The 21,627-nt window shown below is 63.2% G+C and carries 25 protein-coding genes; 18 read left to right on the top strand and 7 right to left on the bottom strand.

Annotated elements, in window-relative coordinates; translation table 11 throughout:
- Nucleotides 1-2: 2 nt before the first annotated feature.
- The 6 genes from MNR02_RS10960 to hemB all read right to left on the bottom strand — a co-directional run bounded on the left by MNR02_RS10960 (nucleotide 3) and on the right by hemB (nucleotide 4,030).
- Nucleotides 3-392 carry a type II toxin-antitoxin system death-on-curing family toxin gene (locus MNR02_RS10960; protein ID WP_241946798.1) on the bottom strand — a complete coding sequence of 130 codons (390 nt, stop codon included), beginning with the start codon at nucleotides 390-392 and terminating at the stop codon, nucleotides 3-5.
- The gene (locus MNR02_RS10955; protein WP_241946797.1) at nucleotides 389-610 is read right to left on the bottom strand and encodes an AbrB/MazE/SpoVT family DNA-binding domain-containing protein; all 222 of its coding nucleotides are present in this window, start codon (nucleotides 608-610) and stop codon (nucleotides 389-391) included. Before MNR02_RS10955 ends, MNR02_RS10960 begins: the two co-directional genes overlap by 4 nt.
- Nucleotides 611-665: 55 nt before the next feature.
- A complete protein-coding gene (locus MNR02_RS10950) occupies nucleotides 666-1,583 on the bottom strand; it encodes a DMT family transporter (RefSeq protein WP_241946796.1) in 918 nt (305 codons plus the stop codon).
- Between the two features lie 18 nt (nucleotides 1,584-1,601).
- Nucleotides 1,602-2,366, bottom strand: a complete 765-nt coding sequence (locus MNR02_RS10945; protein WP_241596619.1) for an arginyltransferase — start codon at nucleotides 2,364-2,366, stop codon at nucleotides 1,602-1,604.
- A 105-nt stretch (nucleotides 2,367-2,471) separates the two neighbouring features.
- On the bottom strand, nucleotides 2,472-2,936 hold the full coding sequence (locus MNR02_RS10940) for an RDD family protein (protein WP_241596616.1): 465 nt from the start codon (nucleotides 2,934-2,936) through the stop codon (nucleotides 2,472-2,474).
- Nucleotides 2,937-3,010: 74 nt separating this feature from the next.
- Complete coding sequence (gene hemB / locus MNR02_RS10935) at nucleotides 3,011-4,030, bottom strand: porphobilinogen synthase (protein ID WP_241596613.1); 1,020 nt, start codon at nucleotides 4,028-4,030, stop codon at nucleotides 3,011-3,013.
- A 126-nt stretch (nucleotides 4,031-4,156) separates the two neighbouring features.
- Between hemB and MNR02_RS10930 the strand changes: the two genes are divergently transcribed.
- The 12 genes from MNR02_RS10930 to MNR02_RS10875 all read left to right on the top strand — a co-directional run bounded on the left by MNR02_RS10930 (nucleotide 4,157) and on the right by MNR02_RS10875 (nucleotide 16,550).
- On the top strand, nucleotides 4,157-4,627 hold the full coding sequence (locus tag MNR02_RS10930) for a DUF6163 family protein (RefSeq protein ID WP_371746744.1): 471 nt from the start codon (nucleotides 4,157-4,159) through the stop codon (nucleotides 4,625-4,627).
- A 130-nt stretch (nucleotides 4,628-4,757) separates the two neighbouring features.
- Entirely contained in the window at nucleotides 4,758-5,270 is a 513-nt protein-coding gene (gene ldtR / locus MNR02_RS10925) for a transcriptional regulator LdtR (RefSeq protein ID WP_241596608.1), read from the top strand.
- 276 nt (nucleotides 5,271-5,546) lie between these two features.
- A complete protein-coding gene (locus MNR02_RS10920) occupies nucleotides 5,547-6,869 on the top strand; it encodes a murein L,D-transpeptidase (RefSeq protein ID WP_241946794.1) in 1,323 nt (440 codons plus the stop codon).
- A 190-nt stretch (nucleotides 6,870-7,059) separates the two neighbouring features.
- Complete coding sequence (glyA, locus tag MNR02_RS10915; RefSeq protein WP_241596604.1) at nucleotides 7,060-8,358, top strand: serine hydroxymethyltransferase; 1,299 nt, start codon at nucleotides 7,060-7,062, stop codon at nucleotides 8,356-8,358.
- Between the two features lie 66 nt (nucleotides 8,359-8,424).
- On the top strand, nucleotides 8,425-8,904 hold the full coding sequence (gene nrdR, locus MNR02_RS10910) for a transcriptional regulator NrdR (RefSeq protein ID WP_134649886.1): 480 nt from the start codon (nucleotides 8,425-8,427) through the stop codon (nucleotides 8,902-8,904).
- On the top strand, nucleotides 8,905-10,005 hold the full coding sequence (gene ribD, locus MNR02_RS10905) for a bifunctional diaminohydroxyphosphoribosylaminopyrimidine deaminase/5-amino-6-(5-phosphoribosylamino)uracil reductase RibD (protein WP_241946793.1): 1,101 nt from the start codon (nucleotides 8,905-8,907) through the stop codon (nucleotides 10,003-10,005).
- A complete protein-coding gene (locus MNR02_RS10900; protein WP_241596598.1) occupies nucleotides 10,005-10,619 on the top strand; it encodes a riboflavin synthase in 615 nt (204 codons plus the stop codon). Before ribD ends, MNR02_RS10900 begins: the two co-directional genes overlap by 1 nt.
- Nucleotides 10,620-10,751: 132 nt before the next feature.
- Nucleotides 10,752-11,888, top strand: a complete 1,137-nt coding sequence (locus MNR02_RS10895) for a diguanylate cyclase (protein ID WP_241946792.1) — start codon at nucleotides 10,752-10,754, stop codon at nucleotides 11,886-11,888.
- Nucleotides 11,889-12,042: 154 nt separating this feature from the next.
- Nucleotides 12,043-12,504: a 6,7-dimethyl-8-ribityllumazine synthase gene (gene ribH / locus MNR02_RS10890; RefSeq protein WP_241946791.1), complete on the top strand. Its 462-nt coding sequence runs from the start codon at nucleotides 12,043-12,045 to the stop codon at nucleotides 12,502-12,504.
- The gene (gene nusB, locus MNR02_RS10885; RefSeq protein ID WP_241596590.1) at nucleotides 12,501-12,983 is read left to right on the top strand and encodes a transcription antitermination factor NusB; all 483 of its coding nucleotides are present in this window, start codon (nucleotides 12,501-12,503) and stop codon (nucleotides 12,981-12,983) included. The genes ribH and nusB overlap by 4 nt, the downstream gene beginning before the upstream one ends.
- Nucleotides 12,984-12,997: 14 nt before the next feature.
- Nucleotides 12,998-14,224: an MFS transporter gene (locus MNR02_RS10880; protein ID WP_241946790.1), complete on the top strand. Its 1,227-nt coding sequence runs from the start codon at nucleotides 12,998-13,000 to the stop codon at nucleotides 14,222-14,224.
- Between the two features lie 190 nt (nucleotides 14,225-14,414).
- Nucleotides 14,415-16,550: a sodium-translocating pyrophosphatase gene (locus MNR02_RS10875; protein ID WP_241596585.1), complete on the top strand. Its 2,136-nt coding sequence runs from the start codon at nucleotides 14,415-14,417 to the stop codon at nucleotides 16,548-16,550.
- 72 nt (nucleotides 16,551-16,622) lie between these two features.
- On the opposite strand, the gene MNR02_RS10870 is transcribed toward MNR02_RS10875, so the two are convergent.
- On the bottom strand, nucleotides 16,623-17,099 hold the full coding sequence (locus MNR02_RS10870) for an outer membrane protein assembly factor BamE (RefSeq protein WP_241597806.1): 477 nt from the start codon (nucleotides 17,097-17,099) through the stop codon (nucleotides 16,623-16,625).
- Nucleotides 17,100-17,251: 152 nt separating this feature from the next.
- On the opposite strand from MNR02_RS10870, the gene MNR02_RS10865 reads away from it, so the two are divergent.
- The 6 genes from MNR02_RS10865 (at nucleotide 17,252) to MNR02_RS10840 (ending at nucleotide 21,620) form a co-directional block, all read left to right on the top strand.
- Nucleotides 17,252-17,806, top strand: coding sequence for a ubiquinol-cytochrome C chaperone family protein (locus MNR02_RS10865; protein ID WP_241597802.1), 555 nt, complete (start codon nucleotides 17,252-17,254; stop codon nucleotides 17,804-17,806).
- Between the two features lie 16 nt (nucleotides 17,807-17,822).
- A complete protein-coding gene (locus MNR02_RS10860; protein ID WP_241946789.1) occupies nucleotides 17,823-18,377 on the top strand; it encodes a DUF177 domain-containing protein in 555 nt (184 codons plus the stop codon).
- A 115-nt stretch (nucleotides 18,378-18,492) separates the two neighbouring features.
- Entirely contained in the window at nucleotides 18,493-19,554 is a 1,062-nt protein-coding gene (gene plsX, locus MNR02_RS10855; RefSeq protein WP_241946788.1) for a phosphate acyltransferase PlsX, read from the top strand.
- Nucleotides 19,551-20,522 carry a beta-ketoacyl-ACP synthase III gene (locus tag MNR02_RS10850; protein WP_241946787.1) on the top strand — a complete coding sequence of 324 codons (972 nt, stop codon included), beginning with the start codon at nucleotides 19,551-19,553 and terminating at the stop codon, nucleotides 20,520-20,522. Before plsX ends, MNR02_RS10850 begins: the two co-directional genes overlap by 4 nt.
- Nucleotides 20,523-20,620: 98 nt before the next feature.
- The gene (locus MNR02_RS10845) at nucleotides 20,621-20,959 is read left to right on the top strand and encodes an integration host factor subunit alpha (RefSeq protein WP_064329714.1); all 339 of its coding nucleotides are present in this window, start codon (nucleotides 20,621-20,623) and stop codon (nucleotides 20,957-20,959) included.
- 130 nt (nucleotides 20,960-21,089) lie between these two features.
- Nucleotides 21,090-21,620: a MerR family transcriptional regulator gene (locus MNR02_RS10840; RefSeq protein WP_134649898.1), complete on the top strand. Its 531-nt coding sequence runs from the start codon at nucleotides 21,090-21,092 to the stop codon at nucleotides 21,618-21,620.
- Nucleotides 21,621-21,627 lie beyond the last annotated feature (7 nt).

Below are 21,627 nucleotides of genomic sequence, written 5' to 3'. Positions count from 1 at the left end.
CATCAGGGATAGGGGACGCTGACGTCGCGCAAGAACCGCGTCGCGCCCTCTTCATCGATCTCACCCGCCGCGACGGCGAGGACGAATGTGATGACATCGGCTTGGGAGGCCTCGACCAGAAAGCCGTTCAGCAGCAGGAGCGTGAACGCGGCAAGGAAGCCCGTGCGCTTGTTGCCGTCGGAAAACGGGTGGTTGCGGACGAGACCATGGAGATACGCTGCAGCCAGTTCGAAGATGTCAGGCTGGCCATAAGCGGCCTTGTTGAGCGGGCGGGCGAGCGCGGCCTCCAGGGCATTGTCGTCCTTAAGGCCGGGAAATCCGCCATGCTCGCGCAATTGCTCTTCGTGCATGATCTCGACGGCCTGGCGAGAAAGCCATTTGATCGTGCTCATTTGGCAAGTTCGCGCAACGCAACACGGTATTTCTCCATGCCCATACGCGCCGCCTTGAGCTGCTCCGCTAGGTCTGCGTTCTGCGCGGCGAGTCTGATTTCACCGTCTTCTTCGAGCAGAACGATCTCATCTCCCGCCTTGACGCCCATGCGGTCGAGGACGTCCTTGGGGATGATGATGCCTTCCGAATTGCCGATCTTGCGGATGGTGATGTTCATGGCTCTGGCTCCGTTATAACCGAGTTATAACATGGGCGTCGACCGGTCTCAAGGATCAGTGCGTCAGGGGGAGCTCAGCGACTGCGGCACTTGCCCGCGCGGCACGGGATTTCGAGCGCATCTGCCACAGCGAATGGCCGAGCAGGGCGAGGATGAGAATTGCCCCGCCGATCAGCGTCTGCGTCGTGGGGGTTTCGGAGAAGGCGATCCACACCCACACCGGCGCCAGCACCGTTTCCACCAGATAGAACATGCCGACTTCCGGTGCCGACAGATAACGCGGGCCCGTGGCGAGACACCAGAAGGCCAGCGGCAGCAGGACGAGGCCGTTGAGAAGGATATAGTACGGCTCGGCAACGGTCAGGCCGCCGGGCGGCAGGAAAAACAGCCCGAGAATGCCCGGTAGCAGCGTGGCGACCAGCGGAACGAAGCCCATTTCCGCGCCGCTTTTCCGGCTGAGCGTCAGCGATGCCGCAAGCAGCATGGCGGAGCATGCGGCCATCACATCGCCGAAGACGTTGCCGCTCGAAAGTCCGTCATGCACGATCAGGAGAACGCCGCCAACCATGGCGGCCATGGTGATGAGCGTGGCATTGGACGGACGTTCGCCGAGGAAGATCCAAGATAGGATCGCCGCGAACATCGAGGTAAAGGCGAGGATGAAGACGACGTTGGCGGTCGTGGTGTTGAACACCGCCAGCATGAAGGTCAGGCCGTTGATGCCGTAGAGCAGCGCGATCAAAAGGCCGACTCGGCCGGGCACCAGCACCGTCCTGCGCCGCATCACGAAATTCAGGCCCGCCCACAGGACGAGCGCCATCACGAAGACGGCAACATTCCTCACGACGACCATCGACCAGAATTCGCCATGGGCAGCACGAATCAGCGGAATATCGAAGGAAAGCGCGAGACCGCCGAGGGCGGTTATCAGAAGACCCTTGCGGTGAAGGGCGGGATCATTCGTCTTGGACAAGGCGGGACCGAATATCGATTACGAGGCAGCACTATCTCCATCATAGCGCTCCCATCCACGCGGCATCAGGTGCTCCTGCGGCAAAAACTTTGTTTTATAATCCATTTTGCGCGATCCCTTCACCCAGTAGCCGAGATAGACGTGCGGCAGGCCGAGCGCCTTGGCACGCCTGATATGGTCGAGGATCATGAAGGTGCCGAGCGAACGCTCGGCCCGCTCGGTATCATAGAAGGAATAGACCATCGAAAGGCCATCGCCCATGCGGTCGGTGAGCGCCACGGCCAGCAGCTCGCCTTGCGGACGCTCCTTGAGGCCCGCGCCTTCCTCGCGCAGGCGATATTCGATGACGCGGGTGTTGACGTGGGTGTCCTCCACCATCATCGCGTAGTCGAGCACGGACATGTCGGACATGCCGCCCTTCTGGTGGCGGGCATCCAGATAGTCGCGGAACAGCGAATACTGCTCGCTGGAGGGCTCGGCGGGGTAATCGCGCGAGACGAGATCGGCATTGGCCGCCAGCACACGCCGCATGGTGCGGCGCGGCTCGAACTCGTTGACGAGGATGCGAACGGAAATGCAGGCGCGGCACGTTTCGCAGGCCGGGCGATAGGCTATGTTCTGCGATCGGCGGAAGCCGCCCTGGGTCAGCAGATCGTTCAGCTCCGGCGCGCGCTCGCCCACCAGATGGGTAAACACCTTCCTCTCCATCTCCTGCGGCAGATAGGGGCAAGCCGCCGGCGCGGTGAGATAGAACTGCGGAGAGGATGTTGCGTGCGTGTTCATCGGCCGTAAGGCGTACCCGTCGCTCTGTGACACTTCTATGCCAATACCATGGCCTAGTTCAGGAAAAGGTCAACTGGCGGATTTCGCCAGTGCGTTTTCGTCCCCTCAATAACGATCGCGGCGAACGACCACGGTACCGAGCAGAAGGTCGTGCAGCAGGCGGCCGCGATCGGTGAAGAGGCCGACAAGCACGATGAAGGGCGTCAGCACCACGTTGCCGATCCAGAACAGAACGAGATGTACGACGGCCGTCAGGAAATCGATCGGGCGACCATCGGTTCGCGCCAGCATGAGGCCCATCGCGTTCATGCCCGCACTCGCCTGGCTCGGGCCGCCCATCGTGAAGCCGAAATAGAGCAGCGCAACGATGGTGAACAGCGCAGGATACAGGAAGAAGCCGAGGCCGAGCGTCAGGATGCCGAGGAAGAAGACGACCACGGCAGCGGGCACCCAGAGCAGCGCGATGATCGCGTAGTCGATCAGAAAAGCGAAGACGCGCCGTGACAGCACGCCGCGATAGGCCTGCCAGTCCGTCGTCGGAACACGCGTTTCGTTGAAATCAGCGCTCATCTGCTTGTCTCCCGAATGGAACATGATCCTGATATGGGAATTTTCCTGCGGAAAACAACGGCGGCCGCTACGCGTTATGACCCCTTCTTGGCGAGGTGCCGTGCAACATCCATGGCGAAATAGCTGAGGATGCCGTCGCAGCCGGCGCGCTTGAAGGCGAGCAGGGTTTCCAGCATCACGCGCTCGCCGTCGATCCAGCCGTTCAGCGCGGCGGCCTTGATCTGGCTGTACTCGCCCGAGACCTGATAGGCGAAGACGGGCAGCCCGAAGGCTTCCTTTATGCGCCAACAGATATCGAGATAGGGCAGGCCGGGCTTGACCATGAGCGTATCGGCGCCTTCCTCGACATCGAGCGCGGCATCGCGGAGCGCCTCGGTACCGTTGGCCGGGTCGATGTAATAGGTCTTCTTGTCGCCCTTCAGCAGGCCGCCGGTGCCGATGGCATCGCGATACGGGCCGTAGAAGGCGGAGGCGAACTTGGTGGCATAGGCCATGATGCCGACATTCTGGTGCCCGGCCTCGTCCAGTGCCCGTCGGATCACGCCGATGCGGCCGTCCATCATTTCGGACGGCGCGATGATGTCGGAGCCGGCATCGGCCTGAATGACCGCCGCCTTGGCAACCAGCTCGACCGTCTCGTCGTTGACGATGACATCGCCGCGCAGCACGCCGTCGTGCCCGTGATTGGTGAAGGGATCGAGCGCGACGTCGGTGATGACGCCGATATTGGGCACGGCCTGCTTGATGGCGCGGGTCGCCTCGTTGATGAGGTTATTGGCGGCAAGACAGTGCGAGCCGGTTTCGTCGCGCAGCGACATGTCGATATTGGGGAAGGTGGCGATGGCCGGAATGCCGAGATCGGCCGCTTCCTTCGCCGCCTCGACCAGCTTGTCGACGCTCAGGCGATTGACGCCCGGCATGGCGGCGACGGGATCGACCACATTCGTGCCCGGCACGACAAAGGCGGGCCAGATGAGATCGTCGACCGTCAGACGGTTTTCCTGCACCAGCCGTCTCGTCCAGTCGGCCTTCCGGTTGCGCCGCATGCGGCGGTGCCCGGTGATCTCGTCGACGATGTTTCTGTTGCCGGTCATGGTGCCGCTTTCTTGCTGGATGTGTTTTTCGCTCCTTATCATGCCAGCCCCGTCAATCAAATCGCGAGCGCTCGGGAGGGCTGCGGCATATGGCCGTGCGCCGCGCAAAATGCCGGGGCGCTCTTTATGCGGACAAGCCTTGCCCTTACTGTCCGCTGCATGCTCGCTGATTCTGCCAAGGGCCTGAGGCCAAGCCTGACCGAAACGCTGTTCGTGCTGTTCCTGCGGCTCGTGGCGGTGACGTCTCTTTGGTTTGCGCTCCAGTACTGGGCCATGCTGACCGGCTTTTCTCTCGGTGGGGCAGGGCGGTTCGATCTCCTGCCGCCGGCATGGAAAGCGGCTGCCACCGCGCTGGCCGTGCTGTTTCCCGTCGCCGCTGTCGGCCTGTGGCTTCTCGTGTCCTGGGGACCGGTGATCTGGCTCATCGCGGCAGGCACCGAGATTGCCATGCACGAGGTATTTCCATCGGTCTTTGGCATCAACCGGCTGCTGGTCTTTGCGCATGTCGCGGTGGCCGCGACCTTCCTGCTTTTCAATGTCGTGCTATTCATCCAGCGCCGCCGTCAGGCCCGCACAGTAAGAACTGATTCACCGTGAGACAGCATTGCCTTCTGGTAAGGCGCTGTTAAGGCTGCGGTTTAAGTAGAATTTTAGATGCATTCGTTAGGTTCTCACTCAAGGCGGGAAAACAAACCACACCGCCAAACAAAACAGTGAGGCAGTAACAATGAACACCAAGATGAAGCCGCAGCAGGCCCCGGTCGTCGATCAGCAGGAAGATGCGATCCGCAACCTCTATCTGGAATCCCTCCACCTCGTCGAGCGTCTGCACCGCCGCCTGCTCGATGTGATCAAGGACGAGTTCGACCGTGCCGGTCGTTCGGATGTCAACGCCATCCAGGCGCTGCTACTCTTCAACATCGGCAATTCGGAACTGACCGCCGGCGAGCTGCGCTCGCGCGGTTACTATCTCGGCTCGAACGTTTCCTACAACGTCAAGAAGCTGGTCGATCTCGGCTTCATCAACCACCAGCGCTCGCGCATCGACCGTCGCTCGGTGCGCATCAGCCTGACGGAAAGCGGCCAGGAAATCGCTGAAACCGTCGCCAAGCTCTACGAGCGCCATATCGGCTCGATCCAGAAGGTCGGCGGCATCGGCGAAGGCGAGTTCAACCAGATGAACAAGCTGCTCCAGCGTCTCGACCGCTTCTGGAACGACTCGATCCTGTACCGCCTGTAAGCGCTCCAGCGTTTCGACCTCCTCCTCAAAAGCCGGCCGCGTTCCCTGCGCGTCCGGCTTTTCACGTTTTCGTGCAAGGCTCCGCGCGACCCTCCCAGACACGAATTGGCCATATTGCTATGACACCCGGACGCTGGGCTTAAGGTATGCGCGGGCGGCACGGCCGGTTTGCGTTTGTTAACCCTGTTCGTGATAGCTGCATCGGGTATGAACCGCGGTTCACGTGCCCAGGCGCGCCCGCCGCTTTGAACGGCGTCTCAGGAGATGGTAGGATAGATGTCTCGCAAAACCGAAACTGATGTGTTCTCGCGCCGCGCATTTTTGCGCTCCGCCGCAACCTTCGGCGCCGCCGCCGTTGCCGGCCCGGCTCTGGCACAGACGGCCCTTGACGACGTCCTGAACGCACCCCGCCGCGGCAACTGGGACGACCAGTTCGACGCACAGGCCTCGCGTGCATCCGCAGCCGTCCAGTCCAACAATCCTATCCTGGGCTCCGGTTCGGTTCCCAACATCCAGCAGGCGATTTCCGATTACCAGCAGATCGTGTCGAACGGCGGTTGGCCGCAGGTCAATTCGTCCCAGAAGCTGCAGATCGGCGTCGTCGATTCCGGCGTGCAGTCGCTTCGCCAGCGCCTGATCATCTCGGGCGACCTGCCGCGTGCAGCCGGTATTTCGGATTCCTTCGATTCCTACGTCGACGGTGCCGTCAAGCGTTTCCAGGCCCGTCACGGCCTGCCGCAGGACGGCGTGCTCGGCGAATACACGCTCAAGGCCATGAACGTGCCCGCCACGACGCGCCTTAGCCAGCTGAACACCAACCTCGTTCGCCTCCAGACGATGTCCGGCGATCTCGGCCAGCGTTACGTGATGGTGAACATCCCGGCCGCCTATATCGAAGCGGTGGAATCCGGTCGCGTGGCGTCGCGCCACGTCGCCGTCGTCGGCCGCATGAGCCGTCCGACTCACATCATCAATTCCAAGATCTATGAGGTCATCCTCAACCCGTACTGGACGGCGCCCCGCTCGATCATCGAGAAGGACATCGTGCCGCTGATGCGTCAGGACCCGACCTATCTGGCGCGCAACAACATCCGCCTCATCGACGGCAAGGGCCAGGAAGTGGCGCCGGAAACCGTGGACTGGAATGCCGCGAAGGCGCCGAACCTGATGTTCCGCCAGGACCCGGGCAAGATCAACGCCATGTCCTCGACGAAGATCAACTTTCACAATCCGAACAACGAATACATGCACGACACGCCCCAGCAGGGCCTGTTCAACAAGCTGATGCGCTTCGAATCTTCCGGCTGCGTGCGCGTGCAGAACGTGCGCGACCTGACGACCTGGCTGCTGCGCGACACGCCCGGCTGGTCGCGCGAGAAGATCGAGCAGGTCATCAACTCCCGCGTCAGCTCGCCGATCCGGCTGGCGACCGAGGTTCCGGTCTACTTCGTCTACATCTCGGCGTGGTCGGCCCGCGACCGCGTCGTGCAGTTCCGCGACGACATCTACCAGATGGACGGCGCCACCGAACTGGCACTCCAGACCGGCTATAACCAGGAAGGCGGCCAGTCCGTCGAGAGCAATCTCCTGCCGCAATAAGGCAATCGGCCCAAAACCGCCAAAAGCCCCGCATCCCAAGGGATCGCGGGGCTTTTGCGTTCGAAGTGTTCGCGCGCTGTCGTTTTTATTGCAGAAGATGCGTTGAAATGGCGCAAACCGTGGAGCGGATATTGCCCTTGCCATGCGAGGACGATAAACACCGTGCCACCACCCTTAAGGAGCCTCGAGGATGAGCCAGACTTCTGCCACCGACGTTTTCTTCACGCGTAACCTTGCCGATACGGATCCGGATATTTTCGGCGCGATCCAGAAGGAACTCGGTCGCCAGCGTCATGAGATCGAGCTGATCGCCTCCGAGAACATCGTGTCGCGCGCCGTGCTCGAAGCCCAGGGCTCGATCATGACGAACAAGTATGCCGAAGGCTATCCGGGCAAGCGCTATTACGGCGGCTGCCAGTTCGTCGATATCGCGGAAGAGCTCGCCATCGATCGCGCCAAGAAGCTGTTTGGCGTCAACTTCGCCAACGTTCAGCCGAATTCCGGTTCGCAGATGAACCAGGCAGTCTTCCTCGCGCTGCTCCAGCCGGGCGACACCTTCATGGGTCTCGACCTGAACTCGGGGGGACACCTGACGCACGGTTCGCCGGTCAACATGTCGGGCAAGTGGTTCAACGTCGTGTCCTACGGCGTGCGCGAAGGCGACAACCTCCTCGACATGGACGACGTCGCCGAGAAGGCCCGCAAGAACAAGCCGAAGCTCATCATCGCCGGCGGCACCGCCTATTCCCGCATCTGGGACTGGAAGCGCTTCCGCGAGATCGCCGATGAAGTCGGCGCCTATCTCATGGTCGACATGGCCCACATTGCCGGCCTCGTGGCCGGTGGCCAGCATCCGTCGCCGTTCCCGCATTGCCACGTTGCCACGACCACCACGCACAAGTCGCTGCGCGGTCCGCGCGGTGGCGTCGTGTTGACGAACGACGAGGACATCGCCAAGAAGATCAATTCGGCCGTCTTCCCGGGCCTCCAGGGCGGCCCGCTGATGCACATCATCGCCGCCAAGGCCGTTGCCTTCGGCGAGGCGCTGCAGCCGGAATTCCAGGAATACGCGGCGCAGATCGTCAAGAACGCCAAGACGCTTGCCGACACGCTGAAGGCCGGCGGTCTCGACATCGTGTCCGGCGGCACCGACAACCACCTGATGCTCGTCGACCTGCGCAAGAAGAACGCGACTGGCAAGCGAGCGGAAGCCGCACTCGGCCGCGCCTACATCACCTGCAACAAGAACGGCATCCCGTTCGACCCCGAAAAGCCGTTCGTCACCTCGGGTGTCCGTCTCGGCACGCCGGCCGGCACGACCCGTGGCTTCAAGGAAGCCGAGTTCAAGGAAATCGGCAACCTGATCGTCGAGGTTCTCGATGGCCTGAAGGTCGCCAATTCGGACGAGGGCAATGCGGCTGTCGAAGGTGCGGTGCGGGAGAAGGTCGTCAAGCTGACCGAGCGCTTCCCCATGTATTCGTACATGTAAGCTGGCCATTTCAGGACAAGGTGTTGCGCGGTTTCCGTCGGGAACCGCGCAAAGCAAGGAGACCTCATGCGCTGCCCCTATTGCGGTTCGGAAGATACGCAGGTGAAGGATTCCCGTCCCGCAGAGGACGGGGCTGCCATTCGCCGCCGGCGCATCTGCCCGGATTGCGGCGGTCGGTTCACCACCTTCGAAAGGGTGCAGCTGCGTGACCTCATGGTGGTCAAAAAGACGGGCCGCAAGGCCCCCTTCGACCGCGACAAGCTTCTGAAATCCTTCGAGATCGCACTTCGCAAGCGGCCCGTCGACCGGGACCGTATCGAGCGCGCGGTCTCGGGCATCGTCCGCCGGCTGGAAAGCTCCGGCGAGACGGAAATCGCCTCTGAGGAAATCGGCCTCCAGGTGCTGGAGGCGCTGAAGGCGCTCGATGACGTGGGCTTCGTGCGTTACGCATCGGTCTATCGCGACTTCTCCCATGTCGATGACTTCGAGAAGATCCTCGCCGAGGTTGCCGCCAAGATCGCCCGTGATCCGGGCGTCGATGGCTAGATGTCCGGCGGCGCGCGCGACGACATCAGGTTCATGGCGGCGGCGCTTCGCCTCAGCCGCCGCAATCTCGGCCTGACGGCCACCAATCCCTCCGTTGCCTGCCTGATCGTCAAGGACGGCGTGGTTCTCGGCTCTGCCGTGACCGCGCCCGGCGGACGGCCGCATGCCGAGACCCAGGCGCTGGCCGAAGCCGGCGCGGCGGCGCGCGGCGCAACCGCCTATGTCACGCTCGAACCCTGCTCCCATCACGGCAAGACGCCGCCCTGCGCCGATGCGCTCATCGCGGCCGGTGTCGCCCGCGTCGTGGTATCCGTCACCGACCCCGATATCCGCGTGGCGGGCAGGGGACTGTCGATGTTGCAGGCGGCCGGCATCGCCGTGGAGGCGGGCGTGCTGGAGGCCGAAGGCCGCGCCGCACTCGCCGCCTACCTGACTCGGCAGACGAAGAAGCGGCCCTATGTGACTCTGAAACTTGCGGTTTCCAGCGACGGCATGCTCGGCCGTCTTGGGGCAGGGCAGGTGGCTATCACGGGCCCGGTGTCGCGCGGGCAGGTTCATGTGCTGCGCGCCGAGACGGACGCGATCCTTATCGGTATCGGAACCGCGCTTGCCGACGATCCAGAACTGACCTGCCGCTTGCCGGGACTGGAAGCCCGTTCGCCCGTCCGCGTCGTGCTCGACCCACGGCTGGAATTGCCGGTGACGTCGAAGCTCGCGCGCACGGCACGCGACGTGCCGGTGCTGCTGGTTACCGGCGATGACGGTGAGCCCGATCCGGCGTTCTCCGCCCGGCGGAAGGCACTTGAGGCCTTCGGCGTCGAGGTCGTGCAGTGTGACCCACGCCGGCTCGACACCCTGCTCGTCGCGCTCGCAACGCGTGGCATATCCTCGCTGCTCGTTGAGGGTGGCGCGCGGACGGCCCAATCCTTCCTCGATGCAGGCCTTGTCGACCGCATCCTGCTGTTTGGTGGTGCGACACCCCTTGGCAGCGATGGGGTTGCATCCCCATGTGTGCCGGGGCGCGTGCCTGCGGGCTTTTCGCTTCGCCACACGGCCCGCTACGGCGCCGATAGTCTGCAAGATTACGAAAGAGACGATTGATGTTTACCGGCATTGTCACGGATATTGGAACGGTGGAGAAGGTCGAGCCGATGAACGAGGGGGTTCGCCTGCGCGTGCGCACGACCTACGACCCGGCGACCATCGACATGGGCGCATCGATTGCCCATTCCGGCACCTGCCTGACCGTCACTGCTTTGCCGGAAGAAGGCTCGAATGCCCGCTGGTTCGAGGTGGAGGCCTGGGAAGAGGCGCTCCGCCTCACCACGATCGGCAGCTGGAGCGCCGGCACGCGCATCAATCTTGAGCGCTCACTGAAGATCGGTGACGAACTGGGCGGCCATATCGTTTCCGGACACGTCGATGGCAAGGCGGAGATCCTGTCCGTCGAGGCCGAGGGTGATGCCACCCGCTTCCGTATCCGTGCGCCCAAGGGGCTCGAGCGTTTCGTCGCGCCAAAAGGGTCCGTTGCGCTCGACGGCACATCGCTGACCGTCAACGCCGTGGACGGTGCGGTCTTCGACGTGCTTCTCATCCGGCACACGCTTGAGGTCACGACCTGGGGCGAACGCAAGGTGGGCGATTTCGTCAATTTCGAAGTCGATACCATGGCCCGCTATGCCGCGCGCCTCGCCGAGTTTCCGGCAAAGCCGTGACTCGCGCGTGACACCTGGCGCGAGCGGTGTGGATTGATGCGGGACACCGCAGAAATTTAACAAACCGGGTAAGACTCTGGATACTTCTGCGTCTTTAGGGTGGCGCATTGGACCGCTGGAGAACGCCCCCGCATGACGCCAGACTACAACACCCTGCTCCTTGCGATCGGGCTGTCCGGCTTTTGTCTTTCCGCCACGCTGTTCGCATCGTGGATGTCGGCCCGCCTCGAGCGTTTCCTTTTGTCCTGGGCCGTCGGCATCGGCATCATCGTGATGGCGGTGGGCGTCTACACTTTCTATGTCGAGAATGCGAGCATCGGCATCACCTGCCTCGCCTTCGTGCTCCAGTTCGGCGGTTTCGCCTTTATTTACGGCGCTGCCTACCGCTTCCGCACCAGCCGGCGCGGACGCTGGCGCATTGCCGCGGTGTTCTCGATATCGTCGGCTGTGAGCATTCCCTGGATTCTGTTCGGACTTGACGGCGTCGCGCTCATCGCGCTGAACCTCGTGATCGCCGCAACGCTTGTCGCGACGGCGTGGGAATACTGGCTTGGCCGTGCAGAGGCGCCCTTGCCGCTGACCGGTATCGTGGCGCTTTACGTGCTGGTGGCGATGTCCTTCCTGCTCTGTGCCGGCGTGCTTCTGGAGCAGCGCCAGTGGTCGATCGGCCATGCGCCCGACAACTGGGCCGAAAATCTCAATCTGATCGCGGCGATCCTCGGCATAACCGGCATTGGCGCCATGTCGCTCGCGCTCAACCAGTGGCGGATCGCCGGCGCACACCAGCGTACGGCGATGACCGATGCCCTGACCGGTCTTCTCAACCGCCGTGCGCTTTTCGACCGCTACGGCGACGAGACCGTCTCCGCCCACCGAGCGGCCATCGCCTTCGACCTCGACAGTTTCAAGGCCGTGAACGACCAGTATGGCCATGCCGCCGGGGATGCGGTGTTGAAGTGCTTTGCCGAAGTGCTTGTAGAGGCCTGCGAAAACGCCGCCTGCATTGCGCGCCTCGGCGGCGAGGAATTCGTCGTGGTGATGGATCGAGCGGTGCCGGACCGGGTGGCGCGTGTGGCCGAACGCATCCGGGCGGATTTCGCCGCGCGGCTCATCCCGACCGGCCGTGGATCGATCAACTGCACCGTCAGCGCCGGGATCGCCTTCGGCAGCGAGGCCGGGCTGAGTTTCGACGCTCTGCTGAGCAATGCCGACCGGGCCCTTTACATGTCCAAGCATAACGGTCGCAACCGCGTATCGCTTGCTGCCTGATATCCCCCTGAGCGGTGCTTCGGGAGCGCTGCACTGCCAGTCCCGGCGCCGAAAACGCCGCAGCAGGCGGAAATCGCTTGCCAAGCCTCGTTTGGCATGGTTTGACCGCCGCCTCTGCCCGCCATGCCGGGCCTGCTCCATTTTCAGGTGATTCATGGCCAACACCGATAATCCTCATCTTCTGATCGTCGAAGCCCGCTTCTACGACGACATGGCCGATGCGATGCTCGACGGCGCGAAACATGCGCTCGAGGCCGCCGGCGCCACCTTCGATGTCGTGACCGTTATGGGCGCGCTGGAAATTCCCGCCGCCGTCGCCATGGCGCTCGACGGTATGGACAATGGCGGCACCTGGTATGATGGTTTCGTCGCGCTCGGCATGGTCATCCGTGGCGAGACCTATCATTTTGATATCGTCGCCAACGAGTCCTGCCGCGCCCTGATGGACATCGCCGTCAGTGAGAGCCTGCCGATCGGCAACGGCATCCTGACCGTCGAGAACGACGAGCAGGCTTGGGCACGCGCCCGTCGTTCGGAAGGCGACAAGGGTGGCTTTGCTGCCCGCGCCGCGCTCATCATGATCGAGCTGAAAAAGAAACTGGGCGGCGAACAGTGACCAGCGAAAACAATTCCCACCCGGTCAAGCCAGCCAACCAGCGCGGTGCCGCGCGTCTTGCCGCCGTGCAGGCGCTCTACCAGATGGATGTCGGCGGTACCGGCGTTCTCGAGATCGTCGCCGAATACGAGACGCACAGGCTCGGACAGGAAATCGACGGCGACACCTATCTCAAGGCCGATGCGGGCTGGTTCCGCTCCATCGTGTCGGGTGTCGTGCGCGACCAGCGCCAGCTCGATCCGATGATCGGTGCGGCCCTTCAGGACGACTGGGCGCTGTCCCGTCTCGATTCGACCGTGCGCGCCATCCTGCGTGCCGGGACGTTCGAGCTCAAGGAGCGCAAGGACGTGCCGGTTGCGGTCATCGTCACCGAATATGTCGAGATCGCAAAGGCGTTCTTCGAGGAAGACGAACCCAAGCTGGTGAATGCCGTCCTCGACCGCATCGCCAAGCAGGTCCGGGTCGATCAACGCAAGTAAAGCGGTAGGCAGGCATGAGCGCGAATACGGTCGAAGGTCTTGAACGGGAGCTTTCGGCCGCGCGCCGCAACGTGTTCCTGCTGACGCTGGCGCAGGCGCTACTCGCGTCCGCCGGGCCGATCGTCTTTTCGGTCGGGGGCCTTGCCGGCTACAATCTTCTCGGACAGGACAAGTCGCTCGCGACCGCGCCGCTCACCGGCTTCAATATCGGCGTGGCGCTCGGCGCCGTGCTGGTCGCCATCGCCGCGCGCCTGCTGGGGCGTGCGCATGGCTTCATGGTCGGTTCGCTTGTCGGCGCCGGGGGAGGGCTCGTGGCGGCCATCGCGCTGTTCCGTAGCGATTTCTGGCTGTTTGCCCTGGGCTTCCTGCTGGTCGGCATTTCCAGCGGTTTTGCCCAGAAGATCCGCTTCGCCGCCGCCGATGCCTCGCCATCCTTCTACAAGCCGCGCGCTATCTCCTGGATCCTCGCGGGTGGCGTGCTGTCGGCGATGCTCGGTCCGCAGGTGGTGATCCTCACCAGGGACCTGTTCGCGCCGGTAATGTTCGCCGGCGCCTTCGTGGCGCTGGTGCCGCTGTGCGGCGCGGCCATCCTGCTGTTCTTCTTCCTGCGCCTTCCTGATCACAAGGCGGCGGGCGCGGCAAGCGGCGAACCGGCACGGCCGCTCGGCGAGATCGTGCTGACGCAGCGCTTCCTGACCGGCATGATCTGCGGCATCTCCACCTATGCGCTGATGACCTTCATGATGACCGGCGCACCGCTTGCCATGGTCATCGGCTGCGGCTTCTCGCCGGACCTCGCGACGCTTGGCATCCAGTGGCATGTGCTGGCCATGTTCGCGCCGAGCTTCGTGACGGGCATGCTGATCCAGCGCTTCGGCAGCGAGGTTGTCGTGGCCGCCGGCCTCGTCATCCTCATGGCGTGTGCTGGCATCGCCCATATGGGCATCGAGTTGTGGAACTTCTGGGGCGCCCTCATCCTGCTCGGCGTCGGCTGGAATTTCGGCTTCATCGGCTCGACTGCCATCGTCGCCTCGAGTTACCGCCCGCACGAGGCCGACAAGGTGCAGGGCTTCCACGACATCATCCTCTTCGGCACGGTGGCGCTTGCCTCCTTCTCCTCCGGCAAGGTGTTCACCGCCTATGGCTGGCAGGCCATCAACATGATGTTCTGGCCGGTCACCGGCGTCAGCCTCTTCCTCGTCCTGTTCCTCATGCTGCGCAACCGCCACAAGGCGGCCTGATCGTTTCGCATCCGCCCGGCGGGAAAATCCGCTCGCTCTAGGCTTGTGGCTAGATGCGGCGGCTTGACGCGGCCGATTCGCAAACGCACTCTGGCCTCGCGCCGGCACCCGGTTTGTGAGGAGGCAAACCGGGCGCGGGCGCATAGCGCTGCGGGAGAGGACCCGCGGCATCCAAGGAGGAAAGAGCGAAATGACCATATTGCTTGGCGTTATCGCATGCGGGTTGCTTTCGGTGGTCTATGCCATCTGGGCGACACGGTCGGTGCTGGCCGCCGACCAGGGGAATGCCCGCATGCAGGAAATTGCAGGTTATATCCGGGAAGGGGCGCAGGCCTATCTCACCCGGCAGTACAAGACCATTGCCCTGGTCGGTGTTGTCGTCTTCGTCGGCACCTGGCTGCTTCTTTCCGCAACGGCTGCCATCGGGTTCCTGATCGGTGCCGTGCTGTCGGGCGTTGCCGGCTTCATCGGCATGCATGTGTCCGTCCGCGCCAATGTGCGCACGGCGCAGGCCGCGTCCGTCAGCCTTTCCTCCGGCCTCGACATCGCCTTCAAGTCCGGCGCGATCACCGGCATGCTGGTGGCGGGCCTCGCTCTTCTCGGTGTGTCGATCTACTACTGGGTCCTCACCGGCGTCCTCGGGCAGGAGCCCGCCTCGCGCGAGGTCATCGATTCGCTCGTCGCGCTCGGCTTCGGCGCATCGCTGATCTCCATCTTCGCCCGCCTCGGCGGCGGCATCTTCACCAAGGGCGCCGACGTGGGCGGTGACCTCGTGGGCAAGGTGGAAGCCGGCATTCCCGAAGACGATCCGCGCAACCCTGCCACCATCGCCGACAATGTCGGCGACAATGTCGGCGATTGCGCCGGCATGGCGGCCGACCTCTTCGAGACCTACGCGGTGACGGTCGTCGCCACCATGGTGCTTGCAGCGATCTTCTTTGCCGGGACACCCGTTCTGGCGTCGGCGATGATCTATCCACTCGCAATCTGCGGTGCGTGCATCATCACGTCGATCGTCGGCTCGTTCTTCGTCAAGCTCGGCACGAACGGGTCGATCATGGGCGCCCTCTACAAGGGCCTCATCGTGACCGGCCTGCTGTCCATCCTCGGCCTGGCCGCCGCAACCTCGCTGACCGTCGGCTGGGGCGTGATCGGCACGGTGGCCGGCAAGGAGATCACGGGCGCGAACCTGTTCATCTGCGGTCTTCTCGGCCTCGTCGTGACCGCGCTGATCGTCGTGATCACCGAGTACTATACCGGCACCAACAAGCGCCCGGTCAACTCGATTGCCCAGGCATCCGTGACCGGTCACGGCACCAACGTCATCCAGGGGCTGGCGGTCTCGCTGGAATCGACGGCGCTGCCGGCCATCGTCATCGTCGGCGGCATCATCGCCACCTACCAGCTGGGCGGCCTCTTCGGCACGGGCATCGCTGTTACCGGCATGCTCGGCATTGCCGGCATGATCGTGGCGCTCGATGCCTTCGGCCCGGTGACCGACAATGCCGGCGGCATCGCCGAAATGGCGGGCCTCGACCCGGAAGTGCGCAAGTCCACCGACGCGCTCGACGCCGTCGGAAACACGACGAAGGCCGTGACCAAGGGCTATGCGATCGGCTCGGCCGGTCTCGGTGCGCTGGTGCTGTTTGCGGCCTATTCGAACGACCTTGCCTACTTCGCCGCCAATGGCGACAAGTATCCGTATTTCGCGGATATCGGCACGATCTCCTTCGACCTCTCCAACCCCTATGTCGTCGCCGGCCTGATCTTCGGCGGTCTCATCCCCTATCTCTTCGGCGGCATCGCGATGACGGCCGTGGGACGGGCGGCGGGCTCCATCGTCGAGGAAGTACGCCGGCAGTTCCGCGAAAAGCCCGGCATCATGGCGGGAACGGAACGGCCCGACTACGGTCGTGCCGTCGACTTGCTGACCAAGGCGGCGATCCGCGAGATGATCGTGCCGTCGCTGCTGCCGGTGCTGGCACCGCTCGTCGTCTATTTCGGCGTGCTGCTGATCTCGGGCTCGAAGGCGTCCGCCTTCGCCGCGCTCGGTGCATCGCTGCTCGGCGTGATCGTCAACGGCCTGTTCGTCGCCATCTCCATGACGTCGGGCGGCGGTGCCTGGGACAATGCGAAGAAGAGCTTCGAGGACGGTTTCGTCGACAAGGACGGCAACCGGCATATGAAGGGCTCGGAAGCGCATAAGGCCTCCGTCACCGGCGATACCGTGGGCGATCCCTACAAGGACACGGCGGGCCCGGCGGTCAACCCGGCCATCAAGATTACCAATATCGTGGCCCTGCTGCTGCTGGCCGTGCTGGCCTGAGCCAAAGACGCGCACAAACAAAAACCGCGGGGAGCGATCCCCGCGGTTTCCTTTTGTCCTTGCCGTGTGGGCTTAGTTGTTGCCGCCCAGCATGTTCTTCATCATCGCACCGGGGTTTGCGCCGCCGCGCAGCAGCTGGCCGAGGAACGTCGTCTCGGCGCCGCCCGTCGGCGTGACGCGCGCGATCATGTCGAAGACCTTGCCGTCCTGCAGCGTGTAGTGGGCGAGGCGCTCGACATTGCCGTCCTTGTTGAAATAGACGGCCAGAACGCTCTGCTCCACGATCTTCGGCTTCATGAAAGCCATCGGGCGCGTGCGCTTCTGCGAGATGTAGTAAAAGACTTCATTGTCGAAGGTCGCCGTCGAGGAGGGCGAGCCGAGCGAGAGCAGGACCTGTTCGCGCGACGAGCCGACCGGAGCAAGTGCAAGCGTTTCCTGGTCCACGACGTAGCCCTGGTGCATTACCTCGCCCATGCCCATGCCCTGGCAGCCTGCCAGAACAGAGGCGGAGAGGGTGGCGGCAATGGCGGCACTACGCAACAGCTTCATATTCACAGCATCTCTCTTAACACTATCCCCGGGACGATGATGGCCGCGCAGCCATTGCAATTCATGCATGCTTCGGTAAACCAGCTTCGACCGTCATGCAACATGACTTGCGACGGCACCATGGTTTGAATCAGGCAAAACTAGGCTTTATGATGATTTTTGGCCTGTTCGGCAAAAAAAACGGCAACCGGCGCATTGTCGAGAAGCAATATGCGACGCTTACAACGGCCGCGCGCCATCCCTATCTCTATGAAGCGCTTGATGTCCCCGACACCGTGATGGGCCGCTTCGAGATGCTCTCGGCGATATTGATCCTGTACTTCCGCCGCACCCGCGCAAGCGCTACATCGGGTCAGGAAATCGCCCAGGAGATCGTCGATGCCTTCTTCGAGGACGTCGATCATTCGATTCGCGAGCTCGGTGTGGGCGATGCAGGCGTGCCGAAGCGCATGAAGAAATTCGCCGGCATGTTCTATGGCCGGCTGGAATCCTATGCGGCGGCGTTCGATGCCGCCGACCGTGACGCGCTGGCAGCGGCGCTGCGACGTAATATCTATCCGGAAGGCGGCGAGGGCGCCCCTTCCATGAACGGCCTTGCTGCTTATCTCTTCGACGCAGAAACGGCCATGGCCGCCGTCGGCGAGGACGCGATTGCGGTCGGCGCGCTCACGGTTCTGGAACCGCGCGCGCCCGCACAGGCCGGCTGAGGCGAAAGGCAGGACGATGAAACACAATGACGAAACGCCGTTTTCCTACCCGGTCAAGGTGGGAAACATCTCCGCCAACCCGGTCGCGGTGACGATTTCGGCCGATGCGGAGGAACTGGCGGGCCTCGCGCGGCTCTGGTCCGTGCTGGAGGTGAAGGCGCTGACGGCGGCCTTCGAGGTCAAGCGCTGGAAGCGCGACGGCATTCGCGTCAAGGGCCGCGTAACGGCCGATATCGTGCAGGCCTGCGTGGTGTCGCTCGATCCGGTCGAAGCCCATATCGACGAGCCCGTCGAAGTGGTCTTCGTGCCCGAGGGCTCCAAGCTCGCGCGCATGCCGGTCGCCGTCGAGGGTGGCGAAATGGTGCTTGATCCCGAAGGGCCGGACGCGCCGGAAATCTTCACCGGCGACACGATCGATGCCGGCATGGTTGCCGCCGAGCACGTCGCGCTTGCCATCGATCCCTATCCGCGCAAGCCCGATATCGCCTTTGCAGGCCATATCGAGAGCACCGACAAGGACGACCGGAAACCGTCGCCTTTTGCTGTTCTCAAGGACTGGAAAAAAGACTGAACGCCCCAGGGGCGTCCGATAATTCAGTTGTGCCCCCGGCGAAAAGCGGTATTTTGGCCGAATTCCGCTGGGGCGGCTCTTCTGCCGTTGGAAACAAAACTAAGGCAATACACGCGTGGTCAGAATTTCCGTCGATGTCATGGGTGGCGATTTCGGCCCGTCCGTGGCCATCCCTGGTGCAGCCAAGGCTCTCGAGCGCCATCCCGAAACCCGCTTCGTGCTTTTTGGCAACGCCGCCGAATGCGAGCCTCTTCTGGCGCAACACCCGAAGCTGAAGGCGGCGAGCACGTTCCATCACTGCGAGGTTGCGGTTGCGATGGATGAGAAGCCGAGCCAGGCGCTGCGCCGCGGGCGAGGCAAGGCTTCCATGTGGCAGGCGATCGATGCTGTGGCCAAAGGCGAGGCCGACGTTGCCGTTTCCGCCGGCAACACCGGCGCGCTGATGGCGATGTCGAAGTTCTGCCTGCGCATGATGGCCAATATCGAGCGCCCCGCCATCGCCGGCATCTGGCCGACGCTCAAGGGCGAGAGCATCGTGCTCGACATCGGCGCCACGATCGGCGCGGACGCCAACCAACTGTTCGACTTTGCGCTTATGGGCGGCGCCATGGCGCGTGCGCTGTTCGAGATCGACAAGCCGTCGCTCGGCCTGCTCAATGTCGGTGTCGAGGAAATCAAGGGCCAGGAAGAGGTGAAGGCCGCCGGCCAGCTCATCCGCGAGGCCAATTTCGACACGATCGACTATTATGGCTTCGTGGAAGGCGACGATATCGGTCGCGGCACGGTGGATGTGGTGGTGACGGAAGGTTTTGCTGGCAATATTGCGCTGAAGGCGGCGGAAGGTACCGCACGCCAGATCGCGGAATATCTGCGCGCGGCCATGTCGCGCACCTGGCTCGCCAAGCTCGGTTACATTCTCGCCAAGAGCGCGTTTGACAGCGTGCGCGAGAAGATGGACCCCCGCAAGGTCAATGGCGGCGTGTTCCTCGGCCTGAACGGCATCGTCATCAAGAGCCATGGCGGCACGGATGCCGAGGGTTTCGCGGCCGCGGTGGATGTCGGATACGACATGGTCCGCAACGGCCTGAAAGACAAGATCGAAAAAGATTTGCAGAAATATCATGCCGGCCGCCCCGTCGAAGGCGCCCAGAGCGTGAGCGATGAGGTATTGAAATGATCCGTTCAGTTGTCCGTGGTTTCGGGACGGCGCTTCCCAAACGGGTTGTCACCAATGCCGAGCTGGAAAAGACGGTCGACACGTCCGACGAGTGGATCGTGCAGCGCACGGGCATCCGCCAGCGCTACATTGCGGGTGAGGGCGAAACGACCGCCTCGCTCGGCGAAGCGGCGGGGCGCGCAGCGCTCGAAAAGGCCGGCCTCACCGCCGCCGATATCGACGTGATCATCGTGGCGACCTCCACCCCCGACAACACCTTTCCGGCGACGGCGGTCAACATTCAGAACCGCCTCGGCATGCACCACGGCTTCGCCTTCGACGTGCAGGCAGTCTGTTCCGGCTTCGTCTATGCCGTGACCACGGCCGATGCCTATATCCGCGGCGGCTTGGCCAAGCGTGTTCTCGTCATCGGTGCAGAGACCTTCTCGCGCATTCTCGACTGGACCGACCGCACGACCTGCGTGCTGTTCGGCGACGGCGCGGGCGCCATCGTGCTCGAAGCGCAGGAAGGGGCGGGTACCACCGCCGACCGCGGCGTGCTGACCGCGCAGTTGCGATCCGACGGCGCGCATCGCGAAAAGCTCTATGTCGACGGCGGTCCCTCGACGACGGGCACGGTAGGCCACCTGCGCATGGAAGGCCGCGAGGTCTTCAAGCATGCCGTGGGTATGATCACCGATGTGATCGTCTCGGCCTTCGACGCGACCGGCTTCACGGCCGACGATGTCGACTGGCTGGTTCCGCACCAGGCCAACAAGCGCATCATCGACGGTTCGGCCAGGAAACTCGGCATTCCCGAGGAAAAGGTCGTGATCACCGTCGATCTGCACGGCAATACGTCGGCGGCGTCCATCCCGCTGGCGCTGGCCGCGGCCGCAGAGGACGGACGCATCAAGCAGGGCGACCTGGTTCTCCTGGAAGCGATGGGCGGCGGTTTCACCTGGGGAGCGGTGCTGCTACGTTGGTAGGATGGCCCCCGCCGCAGGTGCGGCTTGACCCGGGCGTGCAAGGACAATAGTCTTCCGCGACTAACCATACGCTTTCAATAGGAAATCGGTGAGGAACGATGAGCGGCAAGACGGTGACACGCGCAGATTTGGCCGAATCGGTTTTCCGGAAAGTCGGCCTTTCGAGGACTGAATCCGCAGAGCTCGTCGAAACCGTGATCGATGAGATCTGCAACGCCATCGTGCGGGGCGAAAGCGTCAAGCTTTCCTCCTTTGCCACCTTTCAGGTGCGCGACAAGAACGAGCGCATTGGCCGCAATCCCAAGACCGGCGAGGAAGTGCCGATCTCGCCGCGCCGCGTCATGACCTTCAAGGCCTCCAACGTGCTCAAGCAGCGTGTCCTGAAAGCCCATCTCGCGCGCAAGGCGAAACAGAAGCCGGCTTCGCCCGCGTCCTGAACGCTTTTCGGGGTGATAGACCCGCCGCCGGCAATTTGAAACTTGAATATCTCCGGGCAACTCGCTGAAATGAATACGATTCGGCTGCATATCGTGTATGCTGCCGCCGTAACCTTTCATCGAGGCTAGTATGGACAAGAGTCCGGACGCTTTCCGCACCATCAGCGAGGTCGCCGACGATCTCGATCTGCCGCAGCATGTCCTGCGCTTCTGGGAGACGCGGTTCACGCAGATCAAGCCGATGAAGCGCGGCGGCGGGCGACGTTATTACCGCCCCGAGGATGTCGATCTCCTCAAGGGCATCCGACACCTGCTCTACGATCACGGCTATACGATCAAGGGCGTGCAAAAGCTTCTGAAGCTCAACGGCAACAAGTTCGTCGCGGCCATTGCCAGCGGGGACCTCGCGACCGTGGAGGCGCTGGCCGCGGCCAGCCACGAGGAGCCGTCGCCGCCAAAGGCCGGGAGCGACGAGGATCAGATCGTCGGTCGCGCCAAGGCGCCGTCCAGCCGCCGGTTCTTCTCCTTTGTCGGGGGTGGGGACGAAACGCCGGAAATCTCGCTCGGCAAGACCAGCGTCGGCAAGGAAGACCGCGCCTTGTTGCAGGAGGCGCTCTACGATCTCCTGGAATGCAAGCGCCTGCTGGATCAGGTGCGATAGGGCACCC

Origin of the sequence: Shinella sp. H4-D48 (assembly GCF_022637395.1) — a bacterium.
Classification (GTDB): domain Bacteria; phylum Pseudomonadota; class Alphaproteobacteria; order Rhizobiales; family Rhizobiaceae; genus Shinella; species Shinella sedimenti.
Note: the sequence above shows the minus strand (reverse complement) of the source record. Positions and strands in the feature narration are given on the sequence as shown.

What these genes read in the sequence shown, in the direction of transcription:
- MNR02_RS10960 (WP_241946798.1), bottom strand. Translation starts at nt 392, where the DNA reads ATGAGCACGATCAAATGGCTTTCTCGCCAGGCCGTCGAGATCATGCAC.
- MNR02_RS10955 (WP_241946797.1), bottom strand. Translation starts at nt 610, where the DNA reads ATGAACATCACCATCCGCAAGATCGGCAATTCGGAAGGCATCATCATC.
- MNR02_RS10945 (WP_241596619.1), bottom strand. Translation starts at nt 2,366, where the DNA reads ATGAACACGCACGCAACATCCTCTCCGCAGTTCTATCTCACCGCGCCG.
- MNR02_RS10940 (WP_241596616.1), bottom strand. Translation starts at nt 2,936, where the DNA reads ATGAGCGCTGATTTCAACGAAACGCGTGTTCCGACGACGGACTGGCAG.
- hemB (WP_241596613.1), bottom strand. Translation starts at nt 4,030, where the DNA reads ATGACCGGCAACAGAAACATCGTCGACGAGATCACCGGGCACCGCCGC.
- MNR02_RS10930 (WP_371746744.1), top strand. Translation starts at nt 4,157, where the DNA reads ATGCGGACAAGCCTTGCCCTTACTGTCCGCTGCATGCTCGCTGATTCT.
- ldtR (WP_241596608.1), top strand. Translation starts at nt 4,758, where the DNA reads ATGAACACCAAGATGAAGCCGCAGCAGGCCCCGGTCGTCGATCAGCAG.
- MNR02_RS10920 (WP_241946794.1), top strand. Translation starts at nt 5,547, where the DNA reads ATGTCTCGCAAAACCGAAACTGATGTGTTCTCGCGCCGCGCATTTTTG.
- glyA (WP_241596604.1), top strand. Translation starts at nt 7,060, where the DNA reads ATGAGCCAGACTTCTGCCACCGACGTTTTCTTCACGCGTAACCTTGCC.
- nrdR (WP_134649886.1), top strand. Translation starts at nt 8,425, where the DNA reads ATGCGCTGCCCCTATTGCGGTTCGGAAGATACGCAGGTGAAGGATTCC.
- ribD (WP_241946793.1), top strand. Translation starts at nt 8,905, where the DNA reads ATGTCCGGCGGCGCGCGCGACGACATCAGGTTCATGGCGGCGGCGCTT.
- MNR02_RS10900 (WP_241596598.1), top strand. Translation starts at nt 10,005, where the DNA reads ATGTTTACCGGCATTGTCACGGATATTGGAACGGTGGAGAAGGTCGAG.
- MNR02_RS10895 (WP_241946792.1), top strand. Translation starts at nt 10,752, where the DNA reads ATGACGCCAGACTACAACACCCTGCTCCTTGCGATCGGGCTGTCCGGC.
- ribH (WP_241946791.1), top strand. Translation starts at nt 12,043, where the DNA reads ATGGCCAACACCGATAATCCTCATCTTCTGATCGTCGAAGCCCGCTTC.
- MNR02_RS10880 (WP_241946790.1), top strand. Translation starts at nt 12,998, where the DNA reads ATGAGCGCGAATACGGTCGAAGGTCTTGAACGGGAGCTTTCGGCCGCG.
- MNR02_RS10875 (WP_241596585.1), top strand. Translation starts at nt 14,415, where the DNA reads ATGACCATATTGCTTGGCGTTATCGCATGCGGGTTGCTTTCGGTGGTC.
- MNR02_RS10870 (WP_241597806.1), bottom strand. Translation starts at nt 17,099, where the DNA reads ATGAAGCTGTTGCGTAGTGCCGCCATTGCCGCCACCCTCTCCGCCTCT.
- MNR02_RS10865 (WP_241597802.1), top strand. Translation starts at nt 17,252, where the DNA reads ATGATTTTTGGCCTGTTCGGCAAAAAAAACGGCAACCGGCGCATTGTC.
- MNR02_RS10860 (WP_241946789.1), top strand. Translation starts at nt 17,823, where the DNA reads ATGAAACACAATGACGAAACGCCGTTTTCCTACCCGGTCAAGGTGGGA.
- MNR02_RS10850 (WP_241946787.1), top strand. Translation starts at nt 19,551, where the DNA reads ATGATCCGTTCAGTTGTCCGTGGTTTCGGGACGGCGCTTCCCAAACGG.
- MNR02_RS10845 (WP_064329714.1), top strand. Translation starts at nt 20,621, where the DNA reads ATGAGCGGCAAGACGGTGACACGCGCAGATTTGGCCGAATCGGTTTTC.
- MNR02_RS10840 (WP_134649898.1), top strand. Translation starts at nt 21,090, where the DNA reads ATGGACAAGAGTCCGGACGCTTTCCGCACCATCAGCGAGGTCGCCGAC.